Source organism: Nocardia sp. NPDC005825 (assembly GCF_040630175.1).
GTDB lineage: Bacteria > Actinomycetota > Actinomycetes > Mycobacteriales > Mycobacteriaceae > Nocardia.
In genome coordinates, this window is sequence record NZ_JBEXXC010000001.1 from 202578 (window position 1) to 228965 (window position 26388).

The following is a 26388-nucleotide window of genomic DNA, read 5'->3' on the forward strand; positions in this document are numbered from 1 at the left end:
AAGCTCCCAGCTCGGAGCCAGGGTGTTCACCGGCTGGCCGGACACACTCCCGCGGTGAGCGTGACCACTGCCGAGCTGGCCCCGTCCGAACCGACCACCCCGCCGACCACGAAACCGGACGGCCTCGCCCCCGCCCGACGCTGGGAACGGATCGCGCTGGCGGTGCTGCTCCTCGGCACCGCGGCCGCCTACCTGTGGAACATCAGCGTCAACGCGATGGGCAACAGCTTCTACGCGGCGGCGGCATGGTCCGGGTCGCGAGACCTCGAGGCGTTGCTGTTCGGCTCGCTGGATCCGGAAAATTTCATCACCGTCGACAAGCCGCCCGTCTCGCAGTGGGTGATGGGCCTGTCCGGGCAGCTGTTCGGATTCAGCAGTGCGAGCATGCTTGCGCCGCAGGCAATCATGGCGGTCGGCGCGGTGGCGCTGATGTACGCGGCCGTGGTTCGCGCGACCGGCAACCGCGGCGCGGGACTGCTGGCGGGCATCGTGCTCGCGGTGACGCCGGTGGTGGCGTTGATGTTCCGGTTCAACAACCCCGACGCGGTCATGGTCCTGCTCATGACCGCCGCCGCGTATTGCACGGTGCGCGCGCTGCCGCGGGCGAGTCTGCGCTGGATCGTGCTGGCCGGTGTCGCCTTGGGATTCGCGTTCCTGGCCAAGATGCTCGAAGGCTTGATGGTGCTGCCCGCGCTGGGGCTGGCCTACGTGATCGTCGCCCCGACGAGCATCCGCACCCGTCTGCTGCACTCGCTGGCCGCCCTGGGCGCGCTGATCGTGTCGTCGGGGTGGTTCGTGCTGCTCACCATCCTGTGGCCCGCGGATTCTCGCCCCTACCTCGCCGGGTCCAAGGACAACACATTCATGGATCTGGTGCTGGGCTACAACGGTTTCGCCCGCTACCTGGGCAAGAACCACATGGGCGGCAACAACAAGAATCCCTTCGAACTGCCCGAGGGCTATCAGATTCCGGAGGCGCTGAAGCAGGGTGGCTTCGGCGGCGGATTCGGGTCGGGCCCGGACCGCATGTTCACCGGCGAGATCGGCTTCGAGATCTCCTGGCTGCTGCCCGCGGCGCTGGTCGCGTTCGCGCTGGTGCTGCTGTCGCGCGGACGGCGTCCGCGCACCGACCTGATCCGTGGTTCCGCGCTGGTGTTCGGCCTGTGGCTGGTGATCGACAGCGCGCTGTTCTCCGGGATGAAGGCGGGCATGCACGCCTACTACACGCTCGCCGTCGCACCCGCCATCGCGGGCTGCGTCGCGATCGGCGGGTACGAGGTGTGGCGTCGCCGCAGCGAAGCGTTCGGTCGGGTCGGGGCCGCGGCGTTGATTCTCAGCGCGGGCATCTGGGGTTTCGTCCTGCTGCAACGCAATTCCGACTGGCAGTCGTGGCTGCGCTGGACCATCCTCGCCGCCTCGGTGATCGTCGCCCTGGCCCTGCTGGTCCTGTCACTGCCACTCATGGCCCGCTGGGACCGGCACCGTACTCGCGCGACGACCGCCCTGCTGATCGCCGGAGTCCTCGCTGCTCTGGCGGGTTCCACCGCCTACGCCGCCGCGACGCTGCCGCAGTCCCACACCGGTGGCGGCCCCACCGTGGGCCCGGCCCGTCCGAAGCAGTCCGGTCCGGCCGACCAGTTCCGCCGCCGGCTCTCGACCCTGATGGGCGGGGACGCGGATCCCCAGCTCGTGACCTTGCTGCAGCAGACCAATACCAAGTGGTCGGCCGCCATCGACCGTTCCGCCCCGGCCGCGGGCCTCGAATTGGCCAGCCGCACACCCGTCCTCGCGATCGGCGGCTTCACCTCGGAGGATCCGGTTCCCACCCTCCCGCGGTTCCAGCAGATGGTCCGTGACCACGAGATCACCTACTACCTGATCCCCGAGGTCAAGCTCCCCGACTCCTGGCGCGTCGATCCCAAGCCCGAAGACACCTCCAGCCCCGCGCAACCGAATACACCGCCAGGAGTCTGGCGCCCGGCAGGCAACAAGGAAATCCTCGCCTGGGTGACCGCCCATTACACCGCCACCCACCACGTCGGCGACATGGCCGTTTACGACCTGACCGAACAGCCTCACTGAGGCCGCCCGCGCAGGCAAGTATCCCGCGACCAGGCAATTCGGACGGAGCTTGGATTCCAGCAACCACCAGACCGCGCGGTATGCGAACATATGTTCGTGTCCGAGATCGACCCCAGAAGCGCTGACCGCCGCGAACGGGCGGCGATTCTGCACGCCGACTTGGATTCGTTCTACGCGTCGGTCGAACAGCGGGACAATCCGCGACTTCGCGGCCGACCGGTGCTGGTGGGCGGCGGCGTCGTGCTGGCCGCCAGCTACGAGGCGAAGGCGTTCGGGGTGCGGACGCCGATGAATCTGCGTCAGGCGATGAGCCTGTGCCCGAACGCGATCGTGGTGCCGCCGCGCATGTCGGCCTATTCCCAGGCCAGCAAGGCGGTGTTCGAGATCTTCCGGGACACCACGCCCGAGGTCGAGGGCATCTCCATCGACGAGGCGTTCCTCGATGTGGCGGGCCTGTGGCGGATCGCGGGAAGCCCGGTCGACATCGCGCGCGGACTGCGGGAGCGAGTGCGGACCGAGGTCGGGCTGCCGATCTCGGTGGGGGTGGCTCGGACCAAGTTCCTCGCCAAGGTGGCCAGCGCGGTGTCCAAACCGGATGGGCTGCTGGAGGTTCCGCCGGACAAGGAGCTGGAGTTCCTGCATCCGCTGCCGGTGGAACGCTTGTGGGGTGTGGGCGCGGTGACCGCGAGGGAGCTGCACGAGCGCGGAATCACCAAGGTCGGTCAGCTCGCCGATATGGGTGAGGGACCGCTGGCCGCGGTGCTGGGCCCGGGTGTCGGCCGGCACCTGCACGCGCTGTCGTGGGCGCGTGATCCGCGACGCGTGGACACCGGTCGGAGGCGTCGATCTATCGGCGCGCAACGAGCCATGGGGCGGCGGTATCGCAGCGACGAGGAGCTCGAAGCGTATCTGCACGGACTGGCCGATCGGCTCGGGCACCGGCTGCGGAAAGCGGGACGGGTGTGCCGAACGGTGGTGTTGCGCATGCGCTTCGACGACTTCACCCGCGCGACCCGCTCGCACACCCTTCCCGAGGCCACCGACAGCGGCACGGCGATCCTGCGCGCGGCGCGCACGCTGCTGGAGACCGCGTTGCCCCTGATCAAGGAGCGCGGCGGGCTCACGCTCATCGGTCTGACCCTGACCAATCTCGATCGGGCCGACAGCATGCAGTTGTCGCTGCCGTTCGAGGCGCGCGCGGAATCGACCCTGGATTCGACGCTGGACGCGCTACGAGATCGATTCGGCGCCGGCACGGTCACCCGCGCGGCGCTGCTGCGGAAGGGCGAAGGGCTGTCGGTGCCGATCCTTCCGGACTGATCAGTCGTGTTTGGCGGCGCGGGTAGCCTGTGACGCATGGCTCTCGACCACGGTGACCCCGGCGACGCTCCCTCGACTCCGCCGCCGCTGACCCCGATCGTGAACACCACGCGGCCGTCCGCGGCCGACGAGGCCAGAACGGTTGCCGCGGCGACGAATACGGCGACCTTGGCGACGCTGTCCGCCGACGGCGGACCCTGGGCAAGTTTCGTCACGTACGGGTTGCTCGAGGGGCAGCCGGTGCTGTGCGTGTCCCGGATGGCCGAGCACGGCCGCAATCTGGCGGGCGACCCGCGCGCCAGCGTTTCGATCGTCACCCCGGATCTGCCCGAGGATCCGCTGGCCGGAACGCGATTGACGCTGGCCGGCGTCGCCGAGCGACCCGAGGGCGCGGAGGCCGTCGCGGCGCGCGAGGCGCATCTGGCAGCGGTCCCGGCGGCCAAGACCTACATCGATTTCAGCGATTTCACGGTGTGGGTCCTGCGCGTGCAGCGGGCCCGGTGGGTCGGCGGCTACGGTCGGATGGATTCGGCGACGGCCGAGGAATACGCGGCGGCTCAGGCCGACCCGATCATTCCCGCCGCGGCGCGGGCGATCGCACATCTCAACGATGATCATGCTGATGCCCTGCTCGACATGGCGCACGCGCGCGGCGGGTACCCGGATGCGACGGCCGCGATCTGCGAGCGTGCCGACCGGTTCGGACTGGATCTGCGCGTGACCACGCCCCGCGGCATCGCCGTGACGCGGATCGGCTACCTCCAGCCCATCGACGCGATCGCCGAATTGCGAGCGGCGACAGTCGAATTGGCGCGAGCCTCGCAGGACGCGCTATGACCCCCATCGCCGAAGACGCGCAGACCGCACGACAGCCCGCCACCTTTGGGGGATGATTAGGCCATGTCGGACACGCCGTCTGTGCTGAAGCATCATCGGATGCCGGAGCATGACGCCATGCGCTTGTCCGGCACGGTCGAGGCCATGCTCTGGACACACCGCAACTGCGTCGAAGGCGATGGCGACACCGAGCAATCCTGTGGACGACGTGCGCAACTGCTCGAATTGCGCGCCCAGCACGGCTGGAGCTGGCCGCTCCCAAAACCTGACGCGGCCTGGCGACTACAGCCCTGACCCGGCGCCGGACACGCGAAACGGGGTCTGCCGCAACGGGAACGCCCGCTCGATCTAGGGTCGAGGGCATGCCGGAACCGACCGAGATCAGCGAACGCCCGCCCGGGGATCAGTCCGCGGTGATCGCGGTGCCCGACGAGGTGCGCGGCGAACTGCGGCGCGGAGTACGCAGCGTGCTGGTCGACGCGGCGGCCCTGCGGCTGGTGCGGGACCGGTTCGACGAGGTGCAGGCGGAGTCCCTGCGCCGGTATCTCGAGGCATCGCAGTCGGCGAACACCTTGCGCGCCTATCGGACCGATTGGATCGCCTGGGCGGCGTGGTGCTCGGCCGAATCGCGGCAGGCGCTGCCCGCGGACGCCCTGGATGTCGCGGTCTATCTGGCCGCGGCGGCCGATGCGCGGCGGGAGAACGGTGAATGGGCGTTCAGCGCCGCCACTTTGGAACGGAAGGCCGCCGCGATCGCGGCGGTCCACGCCGCCAACGGGCTGCCGTCGCCGACGCGCGCGGACGTGGTGCGCCTGACCCTGCGCGGTATGCGGCGCACGCGCCGCACCCGTCCGAAACGCAAGCGTCCGGTGCTGTTGCACACGCTCGACCAACTGCTGCGCGAACTGCCGCCCGCCGAATGGCCCACCGAACCGGCGCGCCGCCGCGACACCCTGTTGTTGCTGGTCGGCTTCGCCGGAGCGCTGCGGCGCAGCGAGATCGCCGCCCTGCGGGTCACCGATGTCAGCGTGGCCACCGACCACACCACCGGCGAACCTCTGCTGCTGATTCAATTGCCCGCCACCAAGACCGACGCGACCGGCGTCCATGAGCAGCGCGTGGCACTCCCCCGCGGGCAACGCCCGCACACCTGCCCGGTGTGCGCCTACGCCGACTGGACCCGGCTGCGGGAGGCGCACGCCGCCGGCGATCTCCGTACGTGGCTGCGCACCACGCCTGCCGCCGATCCGAACTTGCACCGCTGCCACGGCTTCACCGGCACCACCCTCACCGACCCGGATCTGCCACTGTTCCCATCCATTTCGCGCCACGGCGGGCTCGCCTCGACCGCCATGTCGGGCCGTGCGGTCGCCGAGCTCGTCAAACGCTACGCCGCCCGCGCGGGCCTCGATCCGGCTCTGTTCTCGGGCCACTCGCTGCGCGCGGGCTTCGCCACCCAGGCCGCCCTCGGCGGTGCGAGCGACCGCGAGATCATGCGTCAGGGCCGCTGGTCCAATCCCCGTACGGTGCACGGCTACATCCGTACCGCGAATCCGCTCGAGGACAACGCCGTGACCAAGTTGGGCCTCTAGCGGGGCGTCGATCCGAGCCGTCGGCGCGGGGCCTGTTCGCGGGCGTCGTACTCCTGCCGGGCCCGATCGACCTCGTCGAGGTGGACGGACCATTCGGCGAGGGTCGCGAAAAGCGGTGCCAGACTGCGTCCCAACGCGCTGATCTCGTACTCCACCCGGGGCGGCACCTCGGCGTGATACGTGCGCAGTACGAGGCCGTCGCGTTCCAGCTGCCGCAGCCGCTGGGTCAGGACTTTCGGCGTGATCGTGGTGATGCGGCGTTCCAGCTCACTGAACCGCTGCCTGCCGAACTCGTTGAGCGTCCACAGGATCGGCGTGGTCCAGCGGCTGAAGACGAGATCGACCACCGGGGTGATCGGGCAAGCCAGTTCCGGAGGGAGCTGTGACGTGGTCTCGGTCACGTGCGAGTCACTTTCCTCTAGGTACCTACTAGCTCACGGATAGTAGCGTCGCCGACTACGTCGAACAATCGCCGAACAGGAGATAGTGATGATCGTGGTCACGGGAGCGACCGGCAATGTCGGAGTGCCGCTCGTGCAGACACTCGCCCACGCCGGGGAATCGGTAATCGCCGTGTCCCGGAAAGGGATCGGGGTGCCCGACGGAGTCCGGCACCACCGGGCCGACCTGGCCGAGCCACGGACTCTCGGGCCGGTGCTCCGCGGTGCGGCGGGGCTGTTTCTGCTGACCTCACCGGAATTCATGGCGAACGGCGATATCGACGCTGTTCTCGATGAAGTACGCGCGGCCGAGGTTCCGCGCGTGGTCTTGTTGTCGTCGCACGGCGTCGGCACCGGCTGGCACCCCTCCGTCCTCGAGGAGGCGGTCCAGCGGTCGGGTCTGGAATGGACGATGCTGCGGCCGGGCAACTTCGACTCCAACGCGCTGCAATGGGCCGACACGGTCCGGACACAGCGGATGGTCGCCGCGCCGTTCGGCGATGTCGCCGTTCCCGCTGTCGACCCGGCCGATATCGCCGAGGTGGCCGCGATCGCGCTCCGTGAGCCCGGCCATCAGGGCCACGTCTATACCTTGACGGGTCCGGAACCGATCTCCCCACGGCGACAGGCCGAGGCGATCGGTGCGGCGCTGGGTGAGCCGGTGCGTTTCGTCGAGCAGAGCCGTGCGGAAGCGCGGACCCAGATGCTGCGGTATATGCCCGAACCGGTCGTGGAGGCGACGCTGGGCGCACTGGGCACGCCGTCCGCCGCCGAACGGGCCGTCAGCCCGGATGTCGACGCCTGCTCGGACGACCGCCTCGCGCATTCGGCGAATGGGTGTCGCGCACCATCATTGCCTTCCGTTGACGAATCGAGAATTCCGCGCGCTGGACAGCCGGTTATAACCATTACCGAATACACGGCGCGAATTCTGTGACGCGCAACTCGTTGAACGAGAAAACACCGGTTTCGGCCAGTGAGCCAGCTCACCGCGGGTGGACGTCACCGGCCGTGAGCTGGTCTTATGTATGACGTAGATTCGTTTCAGATTGTCTGGGCCCGGATCGATCGCCGGGCCGATGCCTTCCGCCGCCGCGGCATCTCCATTCCGCCGACGGCCCAAAGCAACAGGAATCCATAGTCATGCGACTGATGACCGCACCGTCGGAGGAAACAATTCGTGCCGCGCTGGAAATGGCGCGGGAAGCACCACTGATGAACGGCGCCCTGCCGTGGATCTGGTGGATGAAAGGCGCGTCCCTGCATATTCGTATCGAGGACGCGCCGGTTTCCGAGATCATCGATCCGGCCTCGCATCGCGTGAGCATGCTCGGTCACGGTGCGGCGCTGCATCATTTACGGACAGCCTTGACAGCTTTCGGCTGGTCCTCGGCCGCCGTGCGGATGCCGGACCCCCTGGACGCGAACTACCTCGCGATTCTTCATCTCGCACCGGCCACCGCCAACCGTGATCAGATCACCCTGGCGGGCGCGATCTTCCAGCGGCAGTTCCAGCACAATCGCTTCCGGCCGTGGGCCATGCCGCCCAACCTGATTCGCTCCATCAGCGGCAGCACCGCGGGCACCCGCGCGGCCGCCCGGCACGTCCCCGACGGCCTGCGCCGCAACCTGTCCACCGTGTATCGCACCGCGGCCGACCGCAACACCGAGTACGGGGAGTTCCTGACCACCGTCGCGTCCCGCATCGATCAGCGCGATCTCGCCGCCAGGCCGGAGACTCAGACCTGGGCCTCCGCCCGGCCGCTGCTCGCGCCCGCCCCGGACTCCGGCGGCCCATTCGGTGATCGCGACCCGGACTCGGCGGAACTCCTGATCCTCTGCACGCCTTCCGACGACGCGGTCTCCCACCTGAACGCCGGCGAGGCGGCCAGCGCGATCCTGCTGACCGCCGCCCGCAACGGCCTGGCGAGCTCGCTGCTGTCCCAAACCATGAAGGTCCCCGAGGTCCGCTCCGGCCTGCGCGACACCCTCCTCCACGAGTGCGCCTACCCGCACGCCCTCATCCGCCTGGGCCGCCCCGACCAATCCGACACCGGCGGCCGCTACGTCCAGGCCCTCCCGGGCATGAAGTCGGTGGCCTGACGGCTCGGGCAAGCGGGTTCAACCGACAACTCAGTTTGTCTTGACAAAAATATTTGTCGGTGCGAAGGTTGAGCCATGCTCGACGTCGCAGTGATCGAAGAACCCGCGGCGGCAGAGGCGTCCCTGGACCCGATCCGGTCTCGGATCCTCGCCGCCCTCGCCGAACCAGGGTCGGCGGCCATGCTGGCCGGACGGCTGGGGTTGCCGCGGCAGAAGATCAACTACCACCTCAAGGAGTTGGCCCGGCACGGGCTGGTGGAGTTGGTGGAGGAACGTCGCAAGGGCAACGTCACCGAGCGTGTATATGGCGCTACCGCAGCGTCTTACGTGATCTCGCCCAGTGCGATGGGGGCGATCAGTCCCGATCCGGCGCGCTCGCCCGACCAGCTGTCGGCGCGGTGGCTGCTGGCGCTGGGGTCGCGGCTGGTCCAGGAGGTCGGGGCGCTGCTGAGCGGTGCCGCGCGGGCGCAGCGGCGGGTCGCCACGTTCGGGATCGACGCGCAGGTGCGGTTCGCGTCCGCCGCCGACCGGGCCGCGTTCGCCGAGGAGCTGGCCGATGCGGTCACCTCGCTGGTGAGCCGCTATCACGACGAGTCCGCACCGGCGGGCCGCAATCATCGGGTGGTGGTCGGGATGCACCAGATCCCCGACGCCGCCACCGAAACCGCAGCAGGACAGGGGAACTGACCATGGGACATCCGTTCGAGCTCGAACTGGAAGAGCACCTGCCGGCCACCCCGGAGCAGGTGTGGGAGGCGATCGCGACCGGGCCGGGGATCGACTCCTGGTTCATGGGGCGCAACGAGATCGAGGCGCGCGAGGGCGGGATCTCGGCCATGGAGACCGGTGGGCAGCGGGAAGAAGCCGTGATCACCGCCTACGAGCCGGGCAAGCGGCTCGCGACCCGCACCGGGACCGACGAGGACGGGCGGTTCATGGCCTTCGAGTATCTGATCGAGGGGCGCGAGGGCGGCAGCACCGTGCTGCGGGTCGTGCACAGCGGCGTGCTGGGCGACGACTGGCAGGACGAGTACGACGCGCTGCGGCGGGGCTGGCCGTTCCACCTCAATACGTTGCGCGAATACCTCCGCTACTTCCCGGGGCGGATCGCGGTGCCCGTATTCGGTGTCGCGACAGGCTCTTCCGGCCGCGCGGTGCGGGACGCGCTCATCGAGGCCCTGACCCTGCCGACGCCGCTCGTGGCTGGCGCGCGGGTGCACGCCTCCCCCACCGGCCTGTCGCCGATCGACGGTGAGGTGGTGTGGGCCGACGACGAACGGTTCGAGATCCGCACCGCCGACGGCCTCTACACCTTCCACCAGGCCCCCACCGGTCTGGCCCTGATGTTCCATCACCTGTTCGGACCCGACACCGACGGCGCCGAAACCGCTTGGCAGCACTGGCTCACCGCCCTGGTGAGCTGACCCCGACCGACGATCACCCCGCACACCAGATATCAAGGAGAACAGCATGCGCACCCTGATCAGCACCGCCTTCGTATCCCTCGACGGTGTCGTGGAGGGCCCCGGCGGCGAACCCGGCTACCGGAACTCCGGATGGACCTTCAAGGACATCGACTTCGTTCCCGAGGCCTACGAGATCAAGGGCCGCGAGCAGGAGGAGTCGGCGGCGATCCTGTTGGGCCGCACCAGCTATGAGGCGTTCAGCCCCGTGTGGCCGGACATGGAGGATTTCGCCGGCTACAAGGTGATGCCGAAGTACGTCGTCTCGACCACCCTGAAAGAGGACGACCTGGTGTCCAACTGGGGCGAGACCACCATCCTGCGTTCCATCGACGAGGTCGCCAAGCTCAAGGACACCGAGGGCGGCCCGATCATCGTCCACGGCAGCGCCACCCTCAACCGCGCCCTGTCCGACGCGGGTCTCATCGACCGCTATCACCTGCTCGTCTTCCCGTTGCTGCTGGGCGCGGGCAAGCGACTGTTCTCCGACACCGACAAGGATGTCCAGAAGCTGAAGCTCGTCGAGTCCGAGACCTACGCCAACGGCATCCAGAAGAACGTCTTCGACGTCGTGCGCTGACCATTCCGGCAGCTCCGAATTCGGGCCCGGCGGATCGAAACCGCCGGGCCCGAATGTTCTTCCCGCACCAGTTGATCATCCGCGATTACGCTGACCCCCGTGGGAACTACCGAATACGGACCAGGTGATGTCGTCTATTTCCCGTCCGGGCCGTTCTCCGGAATCTGCGCCGTAGTCCGCACCGTCGACCCGCACCGCGAAGAACTCCGCATCGACTTCGCCGAAGGCCTCACCCACCGCGAAGGCGGTGTCCTCCACGAGCGCCGCCACACCTTCACCGTCCGCTTCGACGAAGTGGAACTCGTCTGAGAACCACGGCGTGAGAGCACGCTAGGGGGCGACGCGCCGCTACCTGCGGTCTCATCCGCAGGGCTGCGGTTCCCGGAGATTGAGACTCCGCGGTGAGGAAGCCGGGATGGCGGGTGATGGTGGTGGCACCTGTCACAGTGCCATCCAGGAGGTCCGACCGTCGTGCGATTCCACTTCGCTGAGGCTGCGGGCGACCCCGCCCATTGGCTCCCGCTGGCGCGATCGCTCGAGGAGGTCGGATTCACCGGCATCTGTTTGGCGGACAGTCTTGCCTATCCGACGGAGTCGGACGCGCGGTATCCGTATACGGAGGATGGGACGCGGGAGTTTCTGCGGGGGAAGCCGTTCATCGAGCCGTTGGTGCTGGCTGCCGCGGTTACCGCCGCTACCAGCACGCTGGAAGTGACTCCATTCGTGTTGAAGTTGCCGGTGCGGCCGCCTGTTCTGGTTGCCAAGCAGGCGGCGTCGGTCGCGGCCTTGAGTGGAGGCCGGTTGTCGTTGGGCGTCGGGATCAGTCCGTGGCCGCAGGACTTCACGATGATGGGCGTGGACTTCGAGAAGCGGGGCAAGCGGCTCGACGAGTGCATCGATATCGTTCGCGGGCTGTGCGGGGGCGGGGCGTTCCAGTTCCACGGGGAGTTCTATGACATTCCCGAGATCGAGATGAACCCGGTTCCCGCGCAGCCGTTGCCGATTCTGATCGGTGGGCACAGCGAGGCGGCGTTGCGGCGGTCGGTGGTGCGGGGCGACGGATGGATGAGCGCGGGCGGGAGCAGCGAAGAGCTGACCAGGATACTCGGGCGTCTGGGTGAATTGCGGCGAGAATTGGCTCCGGAGAAGGAGTTCCGGACCTTCGCCGCGTCTCGGGAGGCATTCACGGTCGACGGGGTGCGTCGACTGGCGGATTCGGGGGTCACCGATGTGGTGGTGGGGTTCCGCGGTGTTCACGAGAGCGGTTCTGACGAGCGCACTCTCGATCAGCGGATCGAACAGATCGACAAGTACGCGGCCGCGGTCATCGCGGCGCTCTGAAATTCCGAGGAGAAGATCATGGACACGATCGAGTCGATTCGCCGGCTGAAGTACCGCTATCTCCGGGCACTGGACCTGAAGAACTGGGACGAATTCGCCGACACCCTCACACCCGATGTCACCGCCGAATACGGTCACCGCCTCTCATTCTCCGACCGTGACGCCCTGGTCGGCCACATGCGCAACAGCCTGACCGCCGCGATCATCACCGTCCACAACTGCCACCACCCCGAGATCGACATCGACGGCGACACCGCCACGGGCACCTGGTATCTCACCGACCAGGTCATTTTCACCGAACAGCGCCAAATCCTCTCCGGTGCCGCCTTCTACTCCGACGAATACCGCCGCTGCGACGACGGAGTCTGGCGGATCAGCAAAACCGGCTACACCCGCAGCTACGAAGCCATGGAATCGGTCAGCGACACCTGGCAGCTGCTGGAGAACCGCTGGCGCTGAGCGAATGCTGCGTGGGCACGCGGTATTCGCCGATGGCATCCGCTACAGGCGTGTCGCCGTACGGACGAGGTCGGCGACGGCCTTGGATCTGCTGTGCGGTGGCCAGGCGATGACGGTCGTGACGGTCGGTGCGTCCGGCACCGGCACAATGGCGTGATCGTCGCGGAGTTGGGCTCGGTGTGACTCGGGCATGAGCGCGCAGGCCCGTCCGAGCGTGATCAGTTGGGTCAACTGGGTGTGGTCGCGAACCTGCGGGCCGGGGCCGTCCGGGTAACTCCCATCCCGTCGAGGCCAACGCGGCAGGGGCAGGCCCGTCATGTCCTTGACCTCGGCCATCGACATGTGCGGTCGGTTCGAGAGGGGATGCCCCGCGGGGAGAACCAGGACCTGTTTTTCGGTGTGCAGGTCTTCGGTGTCGAATCCGGCTGTCGTGTCGTAGGGGCGTTGGAGCAGGGCAATGTCGACACTCCCGTTGCGCAGCAGACCTTCCGATTCGCCGGGCCCGCACAGCATTACCTCGACGTCGACAGCGCCGGGGTCGGCGGCGTAGGCGTCCAGCAGCTTCGACAACAGTTCTCTGGACGCGCCCGCCTTGGTGGCCAGCACCAGACCGGGCCGCTCGGCAGCGGCGCGGCGGGTGCGGCGCTCGGCGGCTTCGACCGCTTCGAGCGCGAGCCGGGCCTCCCGCAGCAGCACCGACCCGGCCTCGGTCAACGTGATCGCGCGCGAAGCGCGGTGCAGCAGAACGACTCCGAGCCGTCGTTCGAGCTGCTGGATCGCCCGCGACAGCGGCGGTTGCGCCATCGCGAGCCGTAGCGCCGCCCGCCCGAAGTGCAACTCCTCGGCGACGGCGACGAAGTATCGCAACTCCCGGGTCTCCACCACGTCATCGTATCGGGCGCTGAACAGGACGAATACCCGTGCGGTATCGTCGCCCGCCCGATCGGTCTTGGACGCCCCACCCCGATCGGCGGTGTGAGTGAACGAACGATTGCGCTGGTGACCTGCGCGAACAAAGGAATCAGCCACGAGATCGCCGCATCGGTGTGGCGGCGCTGTGCCCCGCGGATCGCGATCGGCGGGGCACAGCGCGGAAGGGGCGGTCGGCGTCGGGTTCGAGACCAGTGGGTCAGTGCAGGATCGGGAAATTGGAGCGGAACATGCCGTGCGGGTCGCGCGCGTGCTTGAGCTTTCGCAGCCGGTCCAAGGTGCCGGTGTCGAAAACCTCTGTGGCGCTGTCGCCGGCGGACAGAACGGTGAACGGTTTGCGGCCGCTGACTCGCGCGCCCAGCTCGGCGATGATGCGCTTCTGCGTGGCCTGTACCGCGGCGACGGTGTCCGGGGCGGAGCCGATGGCCTGCAGTGACAGCGTGTAGGGCTCCGTGAACGACGGGACCGCGCCTGCGGTGGGCTCGGCGAGCGCACCACCCAGCTGCCGGAGCTGGATGCCCATCAGCGGATCGATCGGTGTGTGGAGCAGGATCTCGGCGGCGGTCTCGTCGAGGGTGGCCAGCAATTCGGTGCGCAGCAGTCCGGGGCCGGGGGCGGTGGGCTCGTTGACGATAGCGCCCAGCTCGGCCGGGGACAGTTCCCGGCGCGTGTCCGCGAGGGCGCCGTCGATCGTGTCCAGGGGTCGCAGCAGTTCCCGTCCGCGGGCAGGTTCCCCCAGATAGGTGGTGGCGATGGCGATGACCGGCGGAGCTTGCGGCAGTTCCAGGCGGTTGAGCCAGACCGTCAGCTCGGGCGGGGCGTTGTCGGTGATCTCCCGGAAGGCGGCGCGGACGGCATCGGTCCGCGCGGTCGGCCAGGCGATCAGACCGCCGTACAGGGCGGGAGCCGGGAACAGGTCGAACTCCATGGCCGTCACCAGCGCGAAATCGCCTCCGCCGCCGCGCAATCCCCAGAACAGCTCCGGACCGGATTCCGCGGTGACCCGGGTCGGACGGCCTTCGGCGTCGACGATCTCGAACGCCCGGACGCTGTCGGCCGCCCACCCGTGTTTGCGGCCGAACCACGACAATCCGCCGCCGAGGGTGTAGCCGACCACGCTGACCACCGGGGAGCTTCCGGCGAGCCCGGTCAAGCCGTGCGGCGCGGCCGCCGACTGCACCTGGCCCCAGTTGGCTCCCGCGCCGACACGGGCCCGCCGCCGCACCGGATCCACCTCGACCCGATCGAGCCGGCCGGTGCGAATCAGGATGCTGCCCGCGGTATTACCGGAGGCGCCGTGGCCGTTGGGCTGCGCGGTCACCGACAGGCCCGCGCCGCTGGCGTACCCGACCACGGCGGCCAAATCGTCGGCGTCCTCGGCCTCCACGACCGCCGCGACCGGCTGGTCGATATTCAGATTCCACGGCGTGCGCGCGTTGTCGAACTCCGCGTCGCCCGGCAGCAGGACTCGTCCGCGCACAGCGGACCGCAATGTGTTGTGTGACATGAGGATTCCTTCGTGACGAAATGTTCAGCGGACCGTGCCCGAGCCACCGGCCGGAGCCCGGCCGAAGGCGGGACACTGCATGGTCGGGTCGGTCGCCGGGGAGATGGGTGTGGGCATCGGGAGGGCCGCCTCGATCGGGGCGGCGGCACTGAGCGCGCGGCGCTCGGCGAACGGGGCGGTGATCAACTGGACCCCGATGGGAAGACCTTCGACCGAGACGCCCGCCGGGACCGTGACCGCGGGCAGGGCCAGGTAGTTCGCGGCGATCGTGAGGCGGTGCGCCGCATACATGGTCGCGACCTGTGCGGTGCCGCCGAGGTCGTAGTCGACCGGCCAGGGCAGTTCGGTCGAGACCGGGCCGAGCACGATCGGGTGCTCCGCGAGGAACCGGGACCAGGCCGCGCGGCGGGTGAGGCGCTCACCCAGCGCGGTCATATAGCCTGCCAGGTCCAGCGGCGGGAACAGGTTGATCGCCGCGTCCACGAAGGTGTTGAGTCCGGCGCTGCCGAAGCGTCGCATGGCCTCGCGGCGCTGCACCACCACCTCGGTGGACACCAGTCGGCCATAGTCGGCCGCCACGTCTCCCAGGTGCGGCGGATCCAGTTCGGCCACTGGATATCCCGCGCGTTCGAGGGCATCGGCGCAGCGGAGCACCGCGGACCGAACCTGCGGATCGATATCGTCGCCGAGGGTGACCGCGACCGCCGACGGGGTGGCGTCCGTCGCGTCCGGCACCGGAATCCAGCCCGGGTCGCGCACGTCCGCGCTGTCCCGCAGCACCTCGAACACCGTTGTCAGATCACGCACGGTCCGCGCCAAGGGTCCGGGCGAAGCGAACAATTGGTTCGTCGGCGCGGGTGCGGGCCCGGGCAGGCTCGACGCCACCGCCACCCGGCCGGGCGTGGCGCGCAGGGAGGCCACCCCGCAGAACGCGGCGGGCACCCGCAACGAACCACCGAAGTCGGTGCCCAGGCCCAGCGGCGTCATGCCCGTCGCCACCGCGGCCGCGTCGCCGCCACTGGAACCGCCCGGGCTGCGCGTCGGGTACCACGGATTCACCGTCGGGCCCGCCGCGTCGTTGTCGGTGTGCCAGCGAGTGGCGAAGTCCGGCATGTTGGTTCGCCCGATGACTATCGCCCCGGCTCGCCGCAGCGCGGCCACCGCGGGTGCGTCCGCGGTCGCGATGGACTGCCCGAAGCCTGCCACACCCCAGGTGGTCGGGCTGCCCGCGACATCGAGGTTGTTCTTGACGGTGAACGGAACCCCGTGCAGTGGCCCGGTTGGGGCCCTGCGGTCGGCCGCGGCGGCCTCCGAGCGCGCGGTGTCTGCGAATATCGTCGTGAGCGCGCCGATGTCGGAATCGACCTGCGCGATGCGCTCGAGGTGCGCCTCGACGACCTGCGACGCGGAGACCGCGCCCGCGGCGATCAGTGCTGCGAGGGAGACCGCGTCGTGCGTCCACAGCGCGTTATGACCGCTGGTGTTCACGATGCCTCCCGCTCGGCGAATACCGCTGCGGTGCGCACGGTTCGGCTGCCTTCGACGGCTTTGCCGAGAACGATGAAGAAGACGATCAGCCCGGCGGTCAGCAAGATGTGGCCCAGACCGGCGACCAGCGCGATGGCTTCGTTGCTGTTCTTGCCGAGCACGGTGAGGGTTCCGTGCAGCGTCATGACCGCAACGGTGAGGGCCAGGCCGGAGTTGTACAACCAGAAGAACCAGGCGAACAGGCTTTTCCAGGCGCTGAGCGTGAAGTGCTTCTCCACGGCCAGCACAATGAGGAAGAACAGCATCCCGAGCGCCAGCAGATGGGTGTGCACGACTCCGAGCTGCGTCTGCCCGGTGAAATGTTCGATCTTGGTGATCTCGCGGTAGTACAGCCCCGAGATCACGCCGATGATCATGTAGATGTGGGCCGTGGTGACCAGCGTCTTCATCGGGCGCTCACCGGTTTTCACGGCGCAGCACCAGCAGGCCACTGGCGGCCACCATCGCGGCGGTGAGACCGTGCACCGACAGCGCGGTCGCGGTCGAGCCGCGGCGCGCCAGAATGGTGAGCATGTCGCCGGTCGGGATGAGGGCGAGGGTGAGCACGGTGACGCCGAGGGCGCGGCGCTGCCCGGCCGCGAGCAGGGCGAGCGGAATCAAGCCGGTGACCACGTCGCGGACGCCTTTGACGTTCAGGAAGCCGTCGGCTTCGACGTGCGGCCACTCGGTGAAGCCGAAACCCGCGGCCATGCGTTGCGGGGCGAGCAGATAGCCGCCGCCGACGGACATGATGAACCCGGCGCCGAGCACGGCTCCGGCCGTGCCGAGACGTCCGCCTGATCGGCGGGAACCACGCACGGAAACAATGGATTCCGTGTTCGAGGGAACGGACATGTGCACTCCTGGATCGGTGGGATACGCGTCCCGAGCATCCAGTGCGGCCCGTACCGTCCGCTGACAGTCGTTGTCAGCGAACGGTACGCAGCAGTTCGAGCACCGCCTCGTCCGGAAGCCGTGCGCCCGCGAGGAACTCCGCGCCCAGGCGCGCCGCTCCCAGCGCCGCCTCCGCTCGGTCGAGCGCGCGCCGCCGGAACGGGCCGATGCGGATCACCCCGGCCCGCCGGTTGATCCGGTCGGTGGCGCCGAGAATCCGCGCCGCGCTGCCCGGAGCGTCCTTCGCCAGCGCGACCAGGGCATAACCGATTCCGATCTCGGCCAGCAGCGCCGCCGAGGACTGGGCTGCCAGATCGCGGGGCACGGCCAGCTCCCGCAGCGCGTCGTCCGGCCGACCGGCCGCGACCAAGGCCGCCGCGTGGGCGGTGGTCACGAAGACCAGGTTCACGAAGCGGACGGTGTCGTGGCGGCCCGCGGGCGGCGGGCCGATGGGGAGCGGATACTCGGCCATGCGCCGATACAGCTCTATGGCGCCGTCGTCGTCGCCGCGCAGATGCGCCAGGTGCGCCTGCAGCGCGGTCAGGAATCGCCCGGGCGCGGGAATGATGTGCGGCGTGATCACGGCTTCGGCCCGATCGATGTAGGCCGCCGCGGCATCCGCGTCGCCGCCGACCAGGTACATGTCGGCGGTGAACAGCAGCACGCCCATACGCTCGCCGGCGCCCAGATCGGGGCTGAGCAGTTCCAGGGCGCTCGCGATCAGCGGGCGAGCGCTGTCCAAGCCGAGCATCCGGGTTCGGTAGCTGGCCAGGGAGATCAGGGCGCGGCTGTGCGACCGGGCGTCGCCGTGCGCGCTCAGGCAGGCCAGCGCCGCCTCCAGGGTCGGTAGCGCGCGGGCCGGGTGGTCGCCGCCGAGTTCGTCGAAACCCTTGGCGATCAACGCATTTCCGCGCAACCATGGATCGTCGGAGGTGGTGCACGCGGTCAGCAGGCGGTCGTCCTCCCCGAGCAGGTCACGCAACGCCAGGATCAACACGAACATCGGGTGCGGGGGCCGGTCCTCGGTGAGGGCGGCGCGGGTCAGCCGCTCGAATTCCCCGGTGTTCTCCCGGATTTGACCCCACCAGATGTTGGTGAAGTATGCCGGCACGTCCTCCGCGTACCGGCAGGCCAGGTAGGCCCCGGTGCAGCCCGGCGGCGGAGTGTCGCCGAGCAGGGCCAGGACCTCGCGGCGGCGTTCGGAGATGTCGCCGTGCAATCCGCGCAGCAGCCAGTACCAGACGAGATTCGCGAACAGGCGAACCGCGCGCTCGCCGTCGCCGACCTCGAGTGCCCAGCGCAGAGCGGCCTCACCATTGCCGTGTTCGGCGATCAGGCGCGCGAGCCACTCCGGTTGTGCGGCCGTGCGCAATCCGTGCGCGGCGGCGTCCGTGAATTCCAGGAAGTAGTCGGCATGGGTGCGGGCGACCGCGTCCGACTCACCGGCAGCGGTCAGTTCCGCGGTCGCATAGGCTCGGATGGTCTCGGCCATGCGATAACGCTGTCCGTCGAAGTCCACCAGCGACTTCGCGACCAGCGAGGAGACCGTGTCGATAGCGTCCGGACCACACACGCCGATGACGGCGTCCAGGGTCGCGCCGCCCGCGAAGAGGGAGAAGCGCCGGGCCGCGGTGGCTTCCGCATCGGTGAGCAGTTCCCAGCTCCAGGCGACAGCCGCGTGCAGGGTGCGGTGGCGTGCGACCGCGTGCCGAGTGCTGTTGGTGAGCAGCCGGAATCGATCGGTGAGCCGCGCCTCGAGCTCCGGCAGTGGCAGGCTTCGAAGGCGGGCGGCGGCCAGTTCGATGGCCAGCGGCATGCCGTCGAGCTCGCGCACGATGGCCCGGATCCCCGCCGAATTGCCTTCGGACAGTTCGAAATCCGGAAGTGCCGCAGTGGCGCGGTCGATGAACAAGCGGACCGCGGGCGAGGCGAGGGCCGCGGGTAGATCGGCGGCGGCGTCAGGCAGATCCAAGGTCCGGACCGGATACAGTCGCTCGCCGTCCACCCCGATCGGTTCCCGGCTGGTGGCGAGCACCCGCAGCAGGGGCAGGCGCTGCAGAAGATCGTCGATCAGGCGGGCGGCCGCCTCCACGACATGCTCGCAGTTGTCGAGCACCAGCAGGATTCGACGGCCGGACAGCGTCCGTTCCAGGACGTCGGCCCACTCCGTGGACAGTTCGTCAGGTCGCTCGAACCGGGTGAGGGCATTCGCTATCGCCACCCCGACGGCGGTCACGGCCGACCGGTCGGCTCGCTCACGCTCGAGCGCGGCCAGTTCGACGAAGGCGTAACCATCCGCCCAGTCCACGGCGTGCGCCCCGACCGTCTCGGCCGCGAGTCGGGTCTTCCCCACGCCCCCGGAACCCGACAACGTCACCAGCCGGGCCTCGCGCAGCGCCAGCCGCACCCCCTCCACATCGCGACCGCGTCCGACGAAGCTGGTGTGGCGCCTGGGAAGCGGCGGCGCGGGGATCTTCGGTGCAGCACTGATCCGGGATGCTTCCATGCCTCCCGTCGGACCCGACCCGGACGTCGTCTCGATGGCAGGGTCTGCGACCGAGCGATCCGCGGGTGCGGTCGTGTGAATCTCGGCCAACGCCGAGCGCAGCACCTCGGCAGGCGCCGTACCGAGTTCTTCCAGCAGCAAGGCCTCAATACGCTGAAACTGCTGGATCGCCTCCGAGGTTCGTCCCGTCGACGCCAGGGCCCGCACCAGCCGCGCGGCCAGAGTCTCGCGGAAGGGATGTGCCACGACTTCCGCGCGAAGCTCACGCAGCGCCTCACCGCCGCGGCCCGAGTCCCGCAGAGCATCCGCCCACAGCTCTAGTGCGTCCAGCCGCTGTTCGGTCAATCGCAGTGCCGCAGCACGCAATACCTCCGACTCCCCCACATCGGTGAACGGTTCCCCGCGCCACAACGCCAACGCGGCATCGAAGCGCGCGACGGCTGCTTCGGTCTCCCCGGCCGCAAGCAATGCCCGCCCCGCCTCAACCTCACCAGCGAACCGATGCGCGTCGACATCCTCGGGCGCAAGCTCGAGCACATACCCGCCCCCATCACTCCGCACCACCCCCGGCATCGCCGCCCGCAACCGACTCGCCAAGGTCTGCAACGCATTCCCGGTCCCCGCGGGCGGATCCTCCCCCCACACCCCATCCACCAGTCGCGCCGCCGGCACCACCCGCCCCGCCTCCAACGCCAGCAACCCCAGCAAGGCCCGCACCCGAGGCCCCCCGACCGACGCCCGCGCCCCGTCCGCAGCCTCCACCATCACCGGACCCAACAGCCCTACCAGCATGAATCACCCATCGCACGATCGATCCTGCGTGGCATCGAGCCTCACGTCAAACCGCTCGGCACGTTCAGGTAGTCCGGCGCGGAATCATCGTTCGGTGCCGGGCGCGATGGTCAGGCAGAAGGGATGGCCCGAAGGATCGATAAGCACCCTCCAGCGTTCGGGGGCCGGTTGGAAGTCCGGTTTGGTTGCGCCGCAGTCGATGGCTGCCTGCTCTGCGGCATCGAGGTCGGTGACGAACAGATCGAGGTGCATTTGCTTGGGCACCGCATTGTTCGGCCAGTCCGGTGGCGTGTGGTCGGCCACATGCTCGATCGTCAACGTCACCTTCGAACCCTGCAGTACGACCAACTCGTCTGATTCGTAACGCAGTTCGAAATCCAGCAGTGCGCGGTAGAACACCGCGAGTCCGCGTGGATCGCGGCTGTCGAGTGCGATCGCACCGAACCTGGCAATTGCAGTCATAGCTCCCCCGAGGCTTCCGGCCCCGCCTTTCGCAAGGACCGCTCCACCTCTATCGGTATCACAGACGAGCACCGGACTGACTGTCACAGAGGAAGGGTTGGCCGTTCACTCTTCGGGTCGGGATAGTGTTCGGCTGTGCGAACGGTTACCAGCCGTTGACGTGTAGCACCGTCTCGAGTGGAGCACGCTTGGCGGGTTTGAACTGCGTGCCTTTCGTGTACGCCACCGGCAGCAACACACCCTGCCGAATGTTCGCCGGGATGCCCAATGCGTCCGCGACCTCACGCTCGTACTCCAGATGCAATGTCGTCCACGCCGACCCCAGGCCGCGCTCCCGCAATGCCAGCGCCAGACTCCACGCCGCCGGCAACAACGAACCCCACAACTGTGCCTGATTGCCCTGCGGGAACTCACCGCCCGGCACGTGGATGGCACCGATCACCAGGGCCGGCACCTGCTCCATGATCTCGGCCAGGTATGTGGCGCTGGATGCCACCTTCTCCGCCGTCTCGAGGTCTTTCGGCGGCTTCGCTGACCGCGCCGCCGCGCCCGCCTCGGCGTATGCGAAGTAGGACTTCCGGTAGTACTCCGCCACGATCTTCTTCGGCTCCGGATCGGTCAACACGATCCAATGCCAGGACTGCATATTGCTGCCCGACGGCGCCTGCAGCGCCACCTCGAGCGCGTCCGTCACCACCTCCAGCGGCACCGGCCGCTCCAAGTCGAGACGCTTGCGCACCGACCGAGTGGTGGTCAGGACCTCATCGGCGGACAGATCCAGATGCGGGAATTCTTCGGCCATACTGTTTCCTTCATGTGCTCGGTATCAGAACCCTCGCGGGCCTATTTCCAGGGCTAATGCGTTGTGTATCTTGCGAATTGGAGTCGGGAGATGAAGGGCCGCCATCCCCGAGCGCAGCTCGCATGGCGCCCCGAGGTGACAGCGGCGGCCGCTATCGTTGGCGTTCGCGGGCCGATGCCCCGGCGCTGACCACAACCTGATCGTGCGCGACCGCGTGGTGGTCATGACTGCATTCGACGACCACCCGGACCGGGGCGCCGCAGTCGGCGTGGCGGACGTTGAGAAATGGCCCTTCCGGGTCGGCTGCGTGCTTGTCGCCCCACTGCATCAAAGAAACGATGATGGGCCACATATCCCACCCTTTGTCCGTGAGCACGTATTCGTGGCGGACACGCCCGCCTGCCGGTCGATAGGGCCGAGTTTCGAGGATCTGCGCCGCTACGAGCTTGCGGAGCCGGTCCGCCAACACCGCCTCGGACACGCCCAGATGATCACGGAAGTCATCGAACCTGCGGACGCCGTTGATCACCTCTCGAATGAGCAGCAGACTCCACTTTTCTCCGACGACCTCGAGCGTTCGCTTCACGGGGCAGTTCTCGGTGTCCAGGCTGAGCCAGTCCACGATGCACCTCACTTCGGTATTGACAGTCAGCTATCACTATAGCTAGCTTTCAATACAGAAGCCAACCCTCGCGGCGAACCATCTCAAGATGGCGGGTTACTGACTCAAACCCCCTGGGCAAGAACGGTTTCCGCGAGATTCGTGGCCATCAACAATTACGAGGCGACCAGGAGTCACCATGTTCGATCCCATCGCACATCGCATCGACGCCGCCGAGGTCGAAGACGTGTGGACGCGGAACAGCTCCCCGAGTGCGGGTGACCTACTCGTCCAAGCCACCGACTTCGAAGACACTGGTGGCTGGATACTCGACTCCCAGTTCCAAGCCCAGATGGGTGCTTCCTATCTGCTGGCCCACGGACTCGGAATTCCTGTCGCTGACGCCAGCGCGACCGCCCAGATCCAGCAGCCCGGGAACTACCACATCTGGGTACGCACCAAAGACTGGGTACCGTCGCACCATCCGGGGCGTTTCACCGTGACGATCGGTGGCCACACACTGGCGAAGGAGTTCGGAGCCAGCGGCCGGGATTGGGCATGGGAGCCCGCGGGAACCATCCATCTGCCCGCCGGTGCCACTCGTATCGAGCTTCACGATCTGACCGGCTTCGACGGACGATGCGACGCGATCTACCTCAGTCTCAGCGATGCACCCCCGCCCGACGGCAACCATGCCGCGGCACGGGCATGGCGTCGGCGGCTGCGCGGGCTGCCCGACATCCCAACACCCGCAGGAGATTTCGATGTCATCGTCGTCGGCGGCGGCGTCACAGGCGCCGCCGGAGCCTTGGCGGCTGCACGGTTGGGGCTGCGAACCGCGCTCATCCACAACCGGCCGGTTCTCGGCGGCAATGCGAGCGTCGAGATCGGTCTCACGCCTCGCGGGGAGACCGGTCCACTCGTGCACGAACTGTCGAAACGCCACGCCGACGGAGACCTGATGGCGCGCGATGTCCTCGAGGCGGAAGCGAACGCCACTGTGTTCACCGAGCACGAGGTCTTCGACGTGGTGGTCGAGGGGCGGCGAGTGACCGCGATCGATGCTCGCGACACCCGCACGGGACTGGAGTACCGGTTCTCGTCGCCGATCGTCATCGATTGCAGCGGAACAGCCATCGTGGGTTTGCTGGCCGGCGCCCGTACCCTGTTCGGCCACGAATCGGCGGCGGAGTACGGCGAGCCTTCCGCGCCGGCGGAGCACCTCGATCAGCACCACGGTCACACCGTCTTCTTCAGGACGCGGGAATCCGACGCCCCGACCTCGTTTCCGGACGTCCCCTGGGCAAAGGAGATCGCCAAGGATTACGCGAACCTCAACGGTCAGCTGGTCAAGCCCGGTCAAGACAATGCCCCCGGTCCCGTCGCCGGTCGATTCCGTACGCCGGATCCGGCCATCCGCAGGCGAATGCTGGTCCCCGCCACCCACTTCTGGGAGTACGGCCAATGGCTGGACCCCTACACCCAGGGCGAACACATCCGAGACCACCTACTCCGCGCCATCTACGGAACCTTCGCCAACGTCAAGACGATCGAACCGGACACCTACGCGAACCTCGCCCTCGATTGGGTGGCCTTCGTCGCAGGACAAGGTGAGTTCCGGCGATACCGCGGCGACTACGTCCTCACCGAGAACGACATTCGCGAACACCGACACTTCCCGGACGCCGCAGCGATGAACTCAGGCGCGTTCTGCCTGCACTACCCGATCGACGAGAACTACGACTTCCGGCTCAAGGACTGGAAGTGGGACACCCGCGACGGACTTCCGTTCGAAGTACCGTTCCGCTGCCTGTACTCCGCAGACCTCGACAACCTCATGATGGCCGGCAAACACATCAGCGTCACCCACATCGCCGGCTCGGTCACCAAGTTCATGGGCAACGGCGCCCAACACGCGATCGCCACCGCCGCAGCGGCAGCACTCTGCCTCGAATACGACCTCACACCACGACAGATCTCCAACGACCACATGGACGAACTCCGCAGGATCGTGGCCAGCCTCGCCGAGACAGACCCACCCCGCACCGGCGCACACCACGCGTAGCGGCCCGATTCGAGAACAGAGACAGAACCGTATCGCGATCCGATGTCGCGAACCTGGTCGAGGGATGTGCCGGGAGGGGTCGGACCTCCCGACACATCAGTGCTCGGGTGACCGGAGTCATCCCCAGTTCTTGATTCCCTCTGGCATGTCCTGCGGCTCAGGGCCTTCCGTAGATGGCCGTGACGAAGTCACCGAGGGTTTCGTCGTCGAGATGCCTGGCCAGGTCGGCCTCGCTGATCATCCCGACCATCCGTTTGTTGCCGTCGATCACCGGCAGACGCTTGATGCGATGGACTTCCATCGCATCAAGTACATCCTCGACGTCGGCGTCGGCCGCGATCCAGCGCGGCGTGGCCTCGCACAGGTCGCGGGCTTGGGTGGTCTCGGGTGAGTGCCCCTGGGCGATGCACTTCACCACGATGTCGCGGTCGGTGATGATGCCGACCATCCGTTCGTTCTCGTCGGCGATGACGATCGATCCGACGCCGAGTGCGGCCATCACTTGCGCCGCCTTGGCGACGGTCTCGTCCTGCGATATCCACTGGGCGCCGGGCTTCATGATGTCGCGTGCCGTGGCCATAGAGCTACCTCCTCATATCCAGCAGAGCTGATCAATGGGATGAAGCGGCTCCATTCTCCAGCAGATCGTGGCGCGCCGTGGGGGGTTTGCGGACCATCACGGTTGCGAAACCGTTCGGTCCCGCATCGGCCGTCCCCTGGAGCTGCCGCACTGCCCGATCCTTAGGCCGCCGTCCACCGGCCGGTTGATAAGCCCGAGGACCGTCGGCGCCCAACTCCAAGCCGGTGCCGTTCGTCAGTCGGTGACCAGCGAAGAGCGGATGGCGGGCCACTCGGTGGCGAGGATCGAGTAATAGGCGGAGTCTCGGACCGTGGCATCGGGGTCGGAGAAGTCGGCTCGGAGGATGCCGTCGAGGGTGGCGCCGAGGGATTCGATTGCTCGGCGGGAGCGGGCGTTGCGGACGTCGGTGCGGAACCGGACTCGGTGGACTTGCCAGTCGGTGAAGGCGTAGTCCAGCAGGAGGAGCTTGGTTTCGCGGTTGGCGCCGGTGCGTTGGGCGGAGTGGGCCAGCCAGGTGGAGCCGATTTCTACCGCGTCGGGGGTGGGTGGGGTGGCGATGCGGCCGGGCCAAGGCCAGTGCTCGAGGTGGAAGCTGGTGGTGCCGATTACTTCCCGGGTGTGGGCGCGGCGGATTACCCACGGGAGCTGGCGGGAAGCCGCTCGGGCAGTGAGAGCCTGATCGGCCCAGCGGCGCATTGCCTCGGTGTCGACCGGGACATGAGCATGGGTGTAAGAGGTGCGGTTCTCGGCGGCCGCGACCACCAAAGGGGCCACATCATCGAGGGATAGCTCTGTCAGTTCAACAATCTTCCCCGACAGACTCAACACCATGACTTACCCCCGAATAATCTCTTCCCCGAAAGCTTTTCGCCAATCGCGGTGAGACTACATCGCCAGGGCGCTTTCGCCGTCGTCCAGGCCCTCAGCCGAGGTAGGGCGAAGACCGTTCTGCCAGGTAGTGGGCCAGCCTGAGTCGCTGCGTGTGATGCATGTCCAGGGCATCCAGTTCGGTGGGGTCGACGAACCGCAGTTCGGTGGATTCATCGGAGATGGCCAGATCGCCACCCGTCACGCGGGCGCGGAAGCACACGTTGAACTGACGTCGGACCTCGCCGTCGCTATAGGCGATCACGTGGCGGGGATCGGTGTAAGTGCCGACGAGGCCGATGATTTCAATATCGAGACCGGTCTCCTCTTTGACCTCTCGCACTGCGCAGCCGGGCAGGCTGTCGGTCATCTCCATGCCGCCGCCGGGCAGCGCCCAGAGACCACTGTCAGCTCGGCGCTGCAGCAGGATTCGGCCCTGGTCGTCACACACCACGGCCGACGCGGCAACAACCAGACTGTTCGGCTCCGGCGCGTTGGGGTCGTCGTAGAACTCGGTGCGAGCCATTCGGATTACCCTTCCACGGGTCGCGCTGTACGCCAGACGGCGTTGAAACTGTCGGTGTAGGTGTCGAACAGGCCGCCGTCGAGCGTACGGCGCAAATGCCAGACAGGCGCAC

The 26388-nt window shown here is 67.9% G+C and carries 27 protein-coding genes; 14 read left to right on the forward strand and 13 right to left on the reverse strand.

Translation table 11 applies throughout. The features are described from left to right. Window positions 1–54 precede the first annotated feature (54 nt). The 5 genes from ABZ382_RS00965 to ABZ382_RS00985 all read left to right on the forward strand — a co-directional run bounded on the left by ABZ382_RS00965 (window position 55) and on the right by ABZ382_RS00985 (window position 5831). Window positions 55–2082: a glycosyltransferase family 39 protein gene (locus tag ABZ382_RS00965; RefSeq protein ID WP_357082002.1), complete on the forward strand. Its 2028-nt coding sequence runs from the start codon at window positions 55–57 to the stop codon at window positions 2080–2082. Between the two features lie 90 nt (window positions 2083–2172). Beyond that, window positions 2173–3402 (forward strand): DNA polymerase IV, encoded by a 1230-nt coding sequence (gene dinB / locus ABZ382_RS00970; RefSeq protein WP_357082004.1) that lies wholly within the window; start codon window positions 2173–2175, stop codon window positions 3400–3402. 36 nt (window positions 3403–3438) lie between these two features. Beyond that, window positions 3439–4239 carry a DUF2470 domain-containing protein gene (locus tag ABZ382_RS00975; protein WP_357082006.1) on the forward strand — a complete coding sequence of 267 codons (801 nt, stop codon included), beginning with the start codon at window positions 3439–3441 and terminating at the stop codon, window positions 4237–4239. 99 nt (window positions 4240–4338) lie between these two features. Further along, window positions 4339–4533, forward strand: a complete 195-nt coding sequence (locus ABZ382_RS00980) for a hypothetical protein (protein ID WP_357082008.1) — start codon at window positions 4339–4341, stop codon at window positions 4531–4533. Window positions 4534–4601: 68 nt separating this feature from the next. Next, window positions 4602–5831 (forward strand): site-specific integrase, encoded by a 1230-nt coding sequence (locus tag ABZ382_RS00985; RefSeq protein ID WP_357082010.1) that lies wholly within the window; start codon window positions 4602–4604, stop codon window positions 5829–5831. On the opposite strand, the gene ABZ382_RS00990 is transcribed toward ABZ382_RS00985, so the two are convergent. Beyond that, window positions 5828–6232 (reverse strand): helix-turn-helix domain-containing protein, encoded by a 405-nt coding sequence (locus ABZ382_RS00990; protein ID WP_357082012.1) that lies wholly within the window; start codon window positions 6230–6232, stop codon window positions 5828–5830. The two genes, ABZ382_RS00985 and ABZ382_RS00990, sit on opposite strands and share 4 nt — an antisense overlap. An 88-nt stretch (window positions 6233–6320) precedes the next feature. Here ABZ382_RS00990 and ABZ382_RS00995 point away from each other — a divergent pair, with 88 nt between their 5' ends. From ABZ382_RS00995 to ABZ382_RS01030, 8 genes are all read left to right on the forward strand, one after another. After that, window positions 6321–7208, forward strand: coding sequence for an NAD(P)H-binding protein (locus ABZ382_RS00995; protein ID WP_357082014.1), 888 nt, complete (start codon window positions 6321–6323; stop codon window positions 7206–7208). A gap of 215 nt (window positions 7209–7423) precedes the next feature. Beyond that, complete coding sequence (locus tag ABZ382_RS01000; RefSeq protein WP_357082016.1) at window positions 7424–8374, forward strand: hypothetical protein; 951 nt, start codon at window positions 7424–7426, stop codon at window positions 8372–8374. A 75-nt stretch (window positions 8375–8449) separates the two neighbouring features. After that, the gene (locus ABZ382_RS01005; RefSeq protein ID WP_357082018.1) at window positions 8450–9061 is read left to right on the forward strand and encodes a helix-turn-helix domain-containing protein; all 612 of its coding nucleotides are present in this window, start codon (window positions 8450–8452) and stop codon (window positions 9059–9061) included. A gap of 2 nt (window positions 9062–9063) precedes the next feature. Beyond that, the gene (locus tag ABZ382_RS01010) at window positions 9064–9798 is read left to right on the forward strand and encodes an SRPBCC domain-containing protein (RefSeq protein ID WP_357082020.1); all 735 of its coding nucleotides are present in this window, start codon (window positions 9064–9066) and stop codon (window positions 9796–9798) included. Between the two features lie 46 nt (window positions 9799–9844). Further along, a complete protein-coding gene (locus tag ABZ382_RS01015; protein ID WP_357082022.1) occupies window positions 9845–10417 on the forward strand; it encodes a dihydrofolate reductase family protein in 573 nt (190 codons plus the stop codon). Window positions 10418–10516: 99 nt separating this feature from the next. Then, the gene (locus ABZ382_RS01020) at window positions 10517–10726 is read left to right on the forward strand and encodes a hypothetical protein (protein ID WP_357082024.1); all 210 of its coding nucleotides are present in this window, start codon (window positions 10517–10519) and stop codon (window positions 10724–10726) included. 162 nt (window positions 10727–10888) lie between these two features. Continuing rightward, on the forward strand, window positions 10889–11758 hold the full coding sequence (locus ABZ382_RS01025; protein ID WP_357082027.1) for a TIGR03619 family F420-dependent LLM class oxidoreductase: 870 nt from the start codon (window positions 10889–10891) through the stop codon (window positions 11756–11758). A gap of 18 nt (window positions 11759–11776) precedes the next feature. Continuing rightward, the gene (locus ABZ382_RS01030; RefSeq protein ID WP_357082029.1) at window positions 11777–12217 is read left to right on the forward strand and encodes a nuclear transport factor 2 family protein; all 441 of its coding nucleotides are present in this window, start codon (window positions 11777–11779) and stop codon (window positions 12215–12217) included. 42 nt (window positions 12218–12259) lie between these two features. Here the strand turns inward: ABZ382_RS01030 and ABZ382_RS01035 are convergent, their stop codons facing one another. The 9 genes from ABZ382_RS01035 to ABZ382_RS01075 form a co-directional block, all read right to left on the reverse strand. After that, the gene (locus tag ABZ382_RS01035) at window positions 12260–13099 is read right to left on the reverse strand and encodes a LysR family transcriptional regulator (RefSeq protein WP_357082031.1); all 840 of its coding nucleotides are present in this window, start codon (window positions 13097–13099) and stop codon (window positions 12260–12262) included. A gap of 247 nt (window positions 13100–13346) precedes the next feature. Continuing rightward, a complete protein-coding gene (locus ABZ382_RS01040; RefSeq protein ID WP_357082033.1) occupies window positions 13347–14654 on the reverse strand; it encodes an FAD-binding oxidoreductase in 1308 nt (435 codons plus the stop codon). A 24-nt stretch (window positions 14655–14678) separates the two neighbouring features. Continuing rightward, a complete protein-coding gene (locus ABZ382_RS01045; RefSeq protein ID WP_357082035.1) occupies window positions 14679–16142 on the reverse strand; it encodes an amidase family protein in 1464 nt (487 codons plus the stop codon). Next, on the reverse strand, window positions 16139–16612 hold the full coding sequence (locus ABZ382_RS01050; protein WP_357082037.1) for a DUF2871 domain-containing protein: 474 nt from the start codon (window positions 16610–16612) through the stop codon (window positions 16139–16141). The genes ABZ382_RS01045 and ABZ382_RS01050 overlap by 4 nt, the downstream gene beginning before the upstream one ends. Further along, window positions 16599–17036 (reverse strand): DUF4267 domain-containing protein, encoded by a 438-nt coding sequence (locus tag ABZ382_RS01055; RefSeq protein WP_357082039.1) that lies wholly within the window; start codon window positions 17034–17036, stop codon window positions 16599–16601. The genes ABZ382_RS01050 and ABZ382_RS01055 overlap by 14 nt, the downstream gene beginning before the upstream one ends. 73 nt (window positions 17037–17109) lie before the next feature. Next, complete coding sequence (locus ABZ382_RS01060) at window positions 17110–20346, reverse strand: BTAD domain-containing putative transcriptional regulator (protein WP_357082041.1); 3237 nt, start codon at window positions 20344–20346, stop codon at window positions 17110–17112. A 111-nt stretch (window positions 20347–20457) separates the two neighbouring features. Further along, window positions 20458–20835 carry a VOC family protein gene (locus ABZ382_RS01065; protein ID WP_357082043.1) on the reverse strand — a complete coding sequence of 126 codons (378 nt, stop codon included), beginning with the start codon at window positions 20833–20835 and terminating at the stop codon, window positions 20458–20460. Window positions 20836–20980: 145 nt separating this feature from the next. After that, window positions 20981–21637, reverse strand: a complete 657-nt coding sequence (locus ABZ382_RS01070; protein ID WP_357082045.1) for a nitroreductase family protein — start codon at window positions 21635–21637, stop codon at window positions 20981–20983. 151 nt (window positions 21638–21788) lie between these two features. After that, complete coding sequence (locus ABZ382_RS01075) at window positions 21789–22259, reverse strand: helix-turn-helix domain-containing protein (RefSeq protein ID WP_357082047.1); 471 nt, start codon at window positions 22257–22259, stop codon at window positions 21789–21791. Window positions 22260–22437: 178 nt separating this feature from the next. Between ABZ382_RS01075 and ABZ382_RS01080 the strand changes: the two genes are divergently transcribed. Then, the gene (locus tag ABZ382_RS01080; protein ID WP_357082049.1) at window positions 22438–24303 is read left to right on the forward strand and encodes an FAD-dependent oxidoreductase; all 1866 of its coding nucleotides are present in this window, start codon (window positions 22438–22440) and stop codon (window positions 24301–24303) included. 157 nt (window positions 24304–24460) lie between these two features. Here the strand turns inward: ABZ382_RS01080 and ABZ382_RS01085 are convergent, their stop codons facing one another. From ABZ382_RS01085 to ABZ382_RS01095, 3 genes are all read right to left on the reverse strand, one after another. Next, a complete protein-coding gene (locus tag ABZ382_RS01085; RefSeq protein WP_357082051.1) occupies window positions 24461–24883 on the reverse strand; it encodes a CBS domain-containing protein in 423 nt (140 codons plus the stop codon). A gap of 234 nt (window positions 24884–25117) precedes the next feature. After that, window positions 25118–25714, reverse strand: a complete 597-nt coding sequence (locus ABZ382_RS01090; RefSeq protein WP_357082053.1) for a GNAT family protein — start codon at window positions 25712–25714, stop codon at window positions 25118–25120. A 91-nt stretch (window positions 25715–25805) separates the two neighbouring features. After that, window positions 25806–26276 carry an NUDIX domain-containing protein gene (locus tag ABZ382_RS01095; protein ID WP_357082055.1) on the reverse strand — a complete coding sequence of 157 codons (471 nt, stop codon included), beginning with the start codon at window positions 26274–26276 and terminating at the stop codon, window positions 25806–25808. Window positions 26277–26388 lie beyond the last annotated feature (112 nt).

Excerpts from the sequence above, each read along its gene's own strand:
- ABZ382_RS01005 (WP_357082018.1), top strand. The coding sequence starts at position 8,450 with ATGCTCGACGTCGCAGTGATCGAAGAACCCGCGGCGGCAGAGGCGTCC.
- ABZ382_RS01015 (WP_357082022.1), top strand. The coding sequence starts at position 9,845 with ATGCGCACCCTGATCAGCACCGCCTTCGTATCCCTCGACGGTGTCGTG.
- ABZ382_RS01090 (WP_357082053.1), bottom strand. The coding sequence starts at position 25,714 with ATGGTGTTGAGTCTGTCGGGGAAGATTGTTGAACTGACAGAGCTATCC.
- ABZ382_RS01030 (WP_357082029.1), top strand. The coding sequence starts at position 11,777 with ATGGACACGATCGAGTCGATTCGCCGGCTGAAGTACCGCTATCTCCGG.
- ABZ382_RS01070 (WP_357082045.1), bottom strand. The coding sequence starts at position 21,637 with ATGGCCGAAGAATTCCCGCATCTGGATCTGTCCGCCGATGAGGTCCTG.
- ABZ382_RS01095 (WP_357082055.1), bottom strand. The coding sequence starts at position 26,276 with ATGGCTCGCACCGAGTTCTACGACGACCCCAACGCGCCGGAGCCGAAC.
- ABZ382_RS01060 (WP_357082041.1), bottom strand. The coding sequence starts at position 20,346 with ATGGTGGAGGCTGCGGACGGGGCGCGGGCGTCGGTCGGGGGGCCTCGG.
- ABZ382_RS01080 (WP_357082049.1), top strand. The coding sequence starts at position 22,438 with ATGTTCGATCCCATCGCACATCGCATCGACGCCGCCGAGGTCGAAGAC.
- ABZ382_RS00980 (WP_357082008.1), top strand. The coding sequence starts at position 4,339 with ATGCCGGAGCATGACGCCATGCGCTTGTCCGGCACGGTCGAGGCCATG.
- dinB (WP_357082004.1), top strand. The coding sequence starts at position 2,173 with ATGTTCGTGTCCGAGATCGACCCCAGAAGCGCTGACCGCCGCGAACGG.
- ABZ382_RS01085 (WP_357082051.1), bottom strand. The coding sequence starts at position 24,883 with ATGGCCACGGCACGCGACATCATGAAGCCCGGCGCCCAGTGGATATCG.
- ABZ382_RS00985 (WP_357082010.1), top strand. The coding sequence starts at position 4,602 with ATGCCGGAACCGACCGAGATCAGCGAACGCCCGCCCGGGGATCAGTCC.
- ABZ382_RS01055 (WP_357082039.1), bottom strand. The coding sequence starts at position 17,036 with ATGTCCGTTCCCTCGAACACGGAATCCATTGTTTCCGTGCGTGGTTCC.
- ABZ382_RS01000 (WP_357082016.1), top strand. The coding sequence starts at position 7,424 with ATGACCGCACCGTCGGAGGAAACAATTCGTGCCGCGCTGGAAATGGCG.
- ABZ382_RS01010 (WP_357082020.1), top strand. The coding sequence starts at position 9,064 with ATGGGACATCCGTTCGAGCTCGAACTGGAAGAGCACCTGCCGGCCACC.
- ABZ382_RS00995 (WP_357082014.1), top strand. The coding sequence starts at position 6,321 with ATGATCGTGGTCACGGGAGCGACCGGCAATGTCGGAGTGCCGCTCGTG.
- ABZ382_RS00975 (WP_357082006.1), top strand. The coding sequence starts at position 3,439 with ATGGCTCTCGACCACGGTGACCCCGGCGACGCTCCCTCGACTCCGCCG.
- ABZ382_RS01065 (WP_357082043.1), bottom strand. The coding sequence starts at position 20,835 with ATGACTGCAATTGCCAGGTTCGGTGCGATCGCACTCGACAGCCGCGAT.
- ABZ382_RS01040 (WP_357082033.1), bottom strand. The coding sequence starts at position 14,654 with ATGTCACACAACACATTGCGGTCCGCTGTGCGCGGACGAGTCCTGCTG.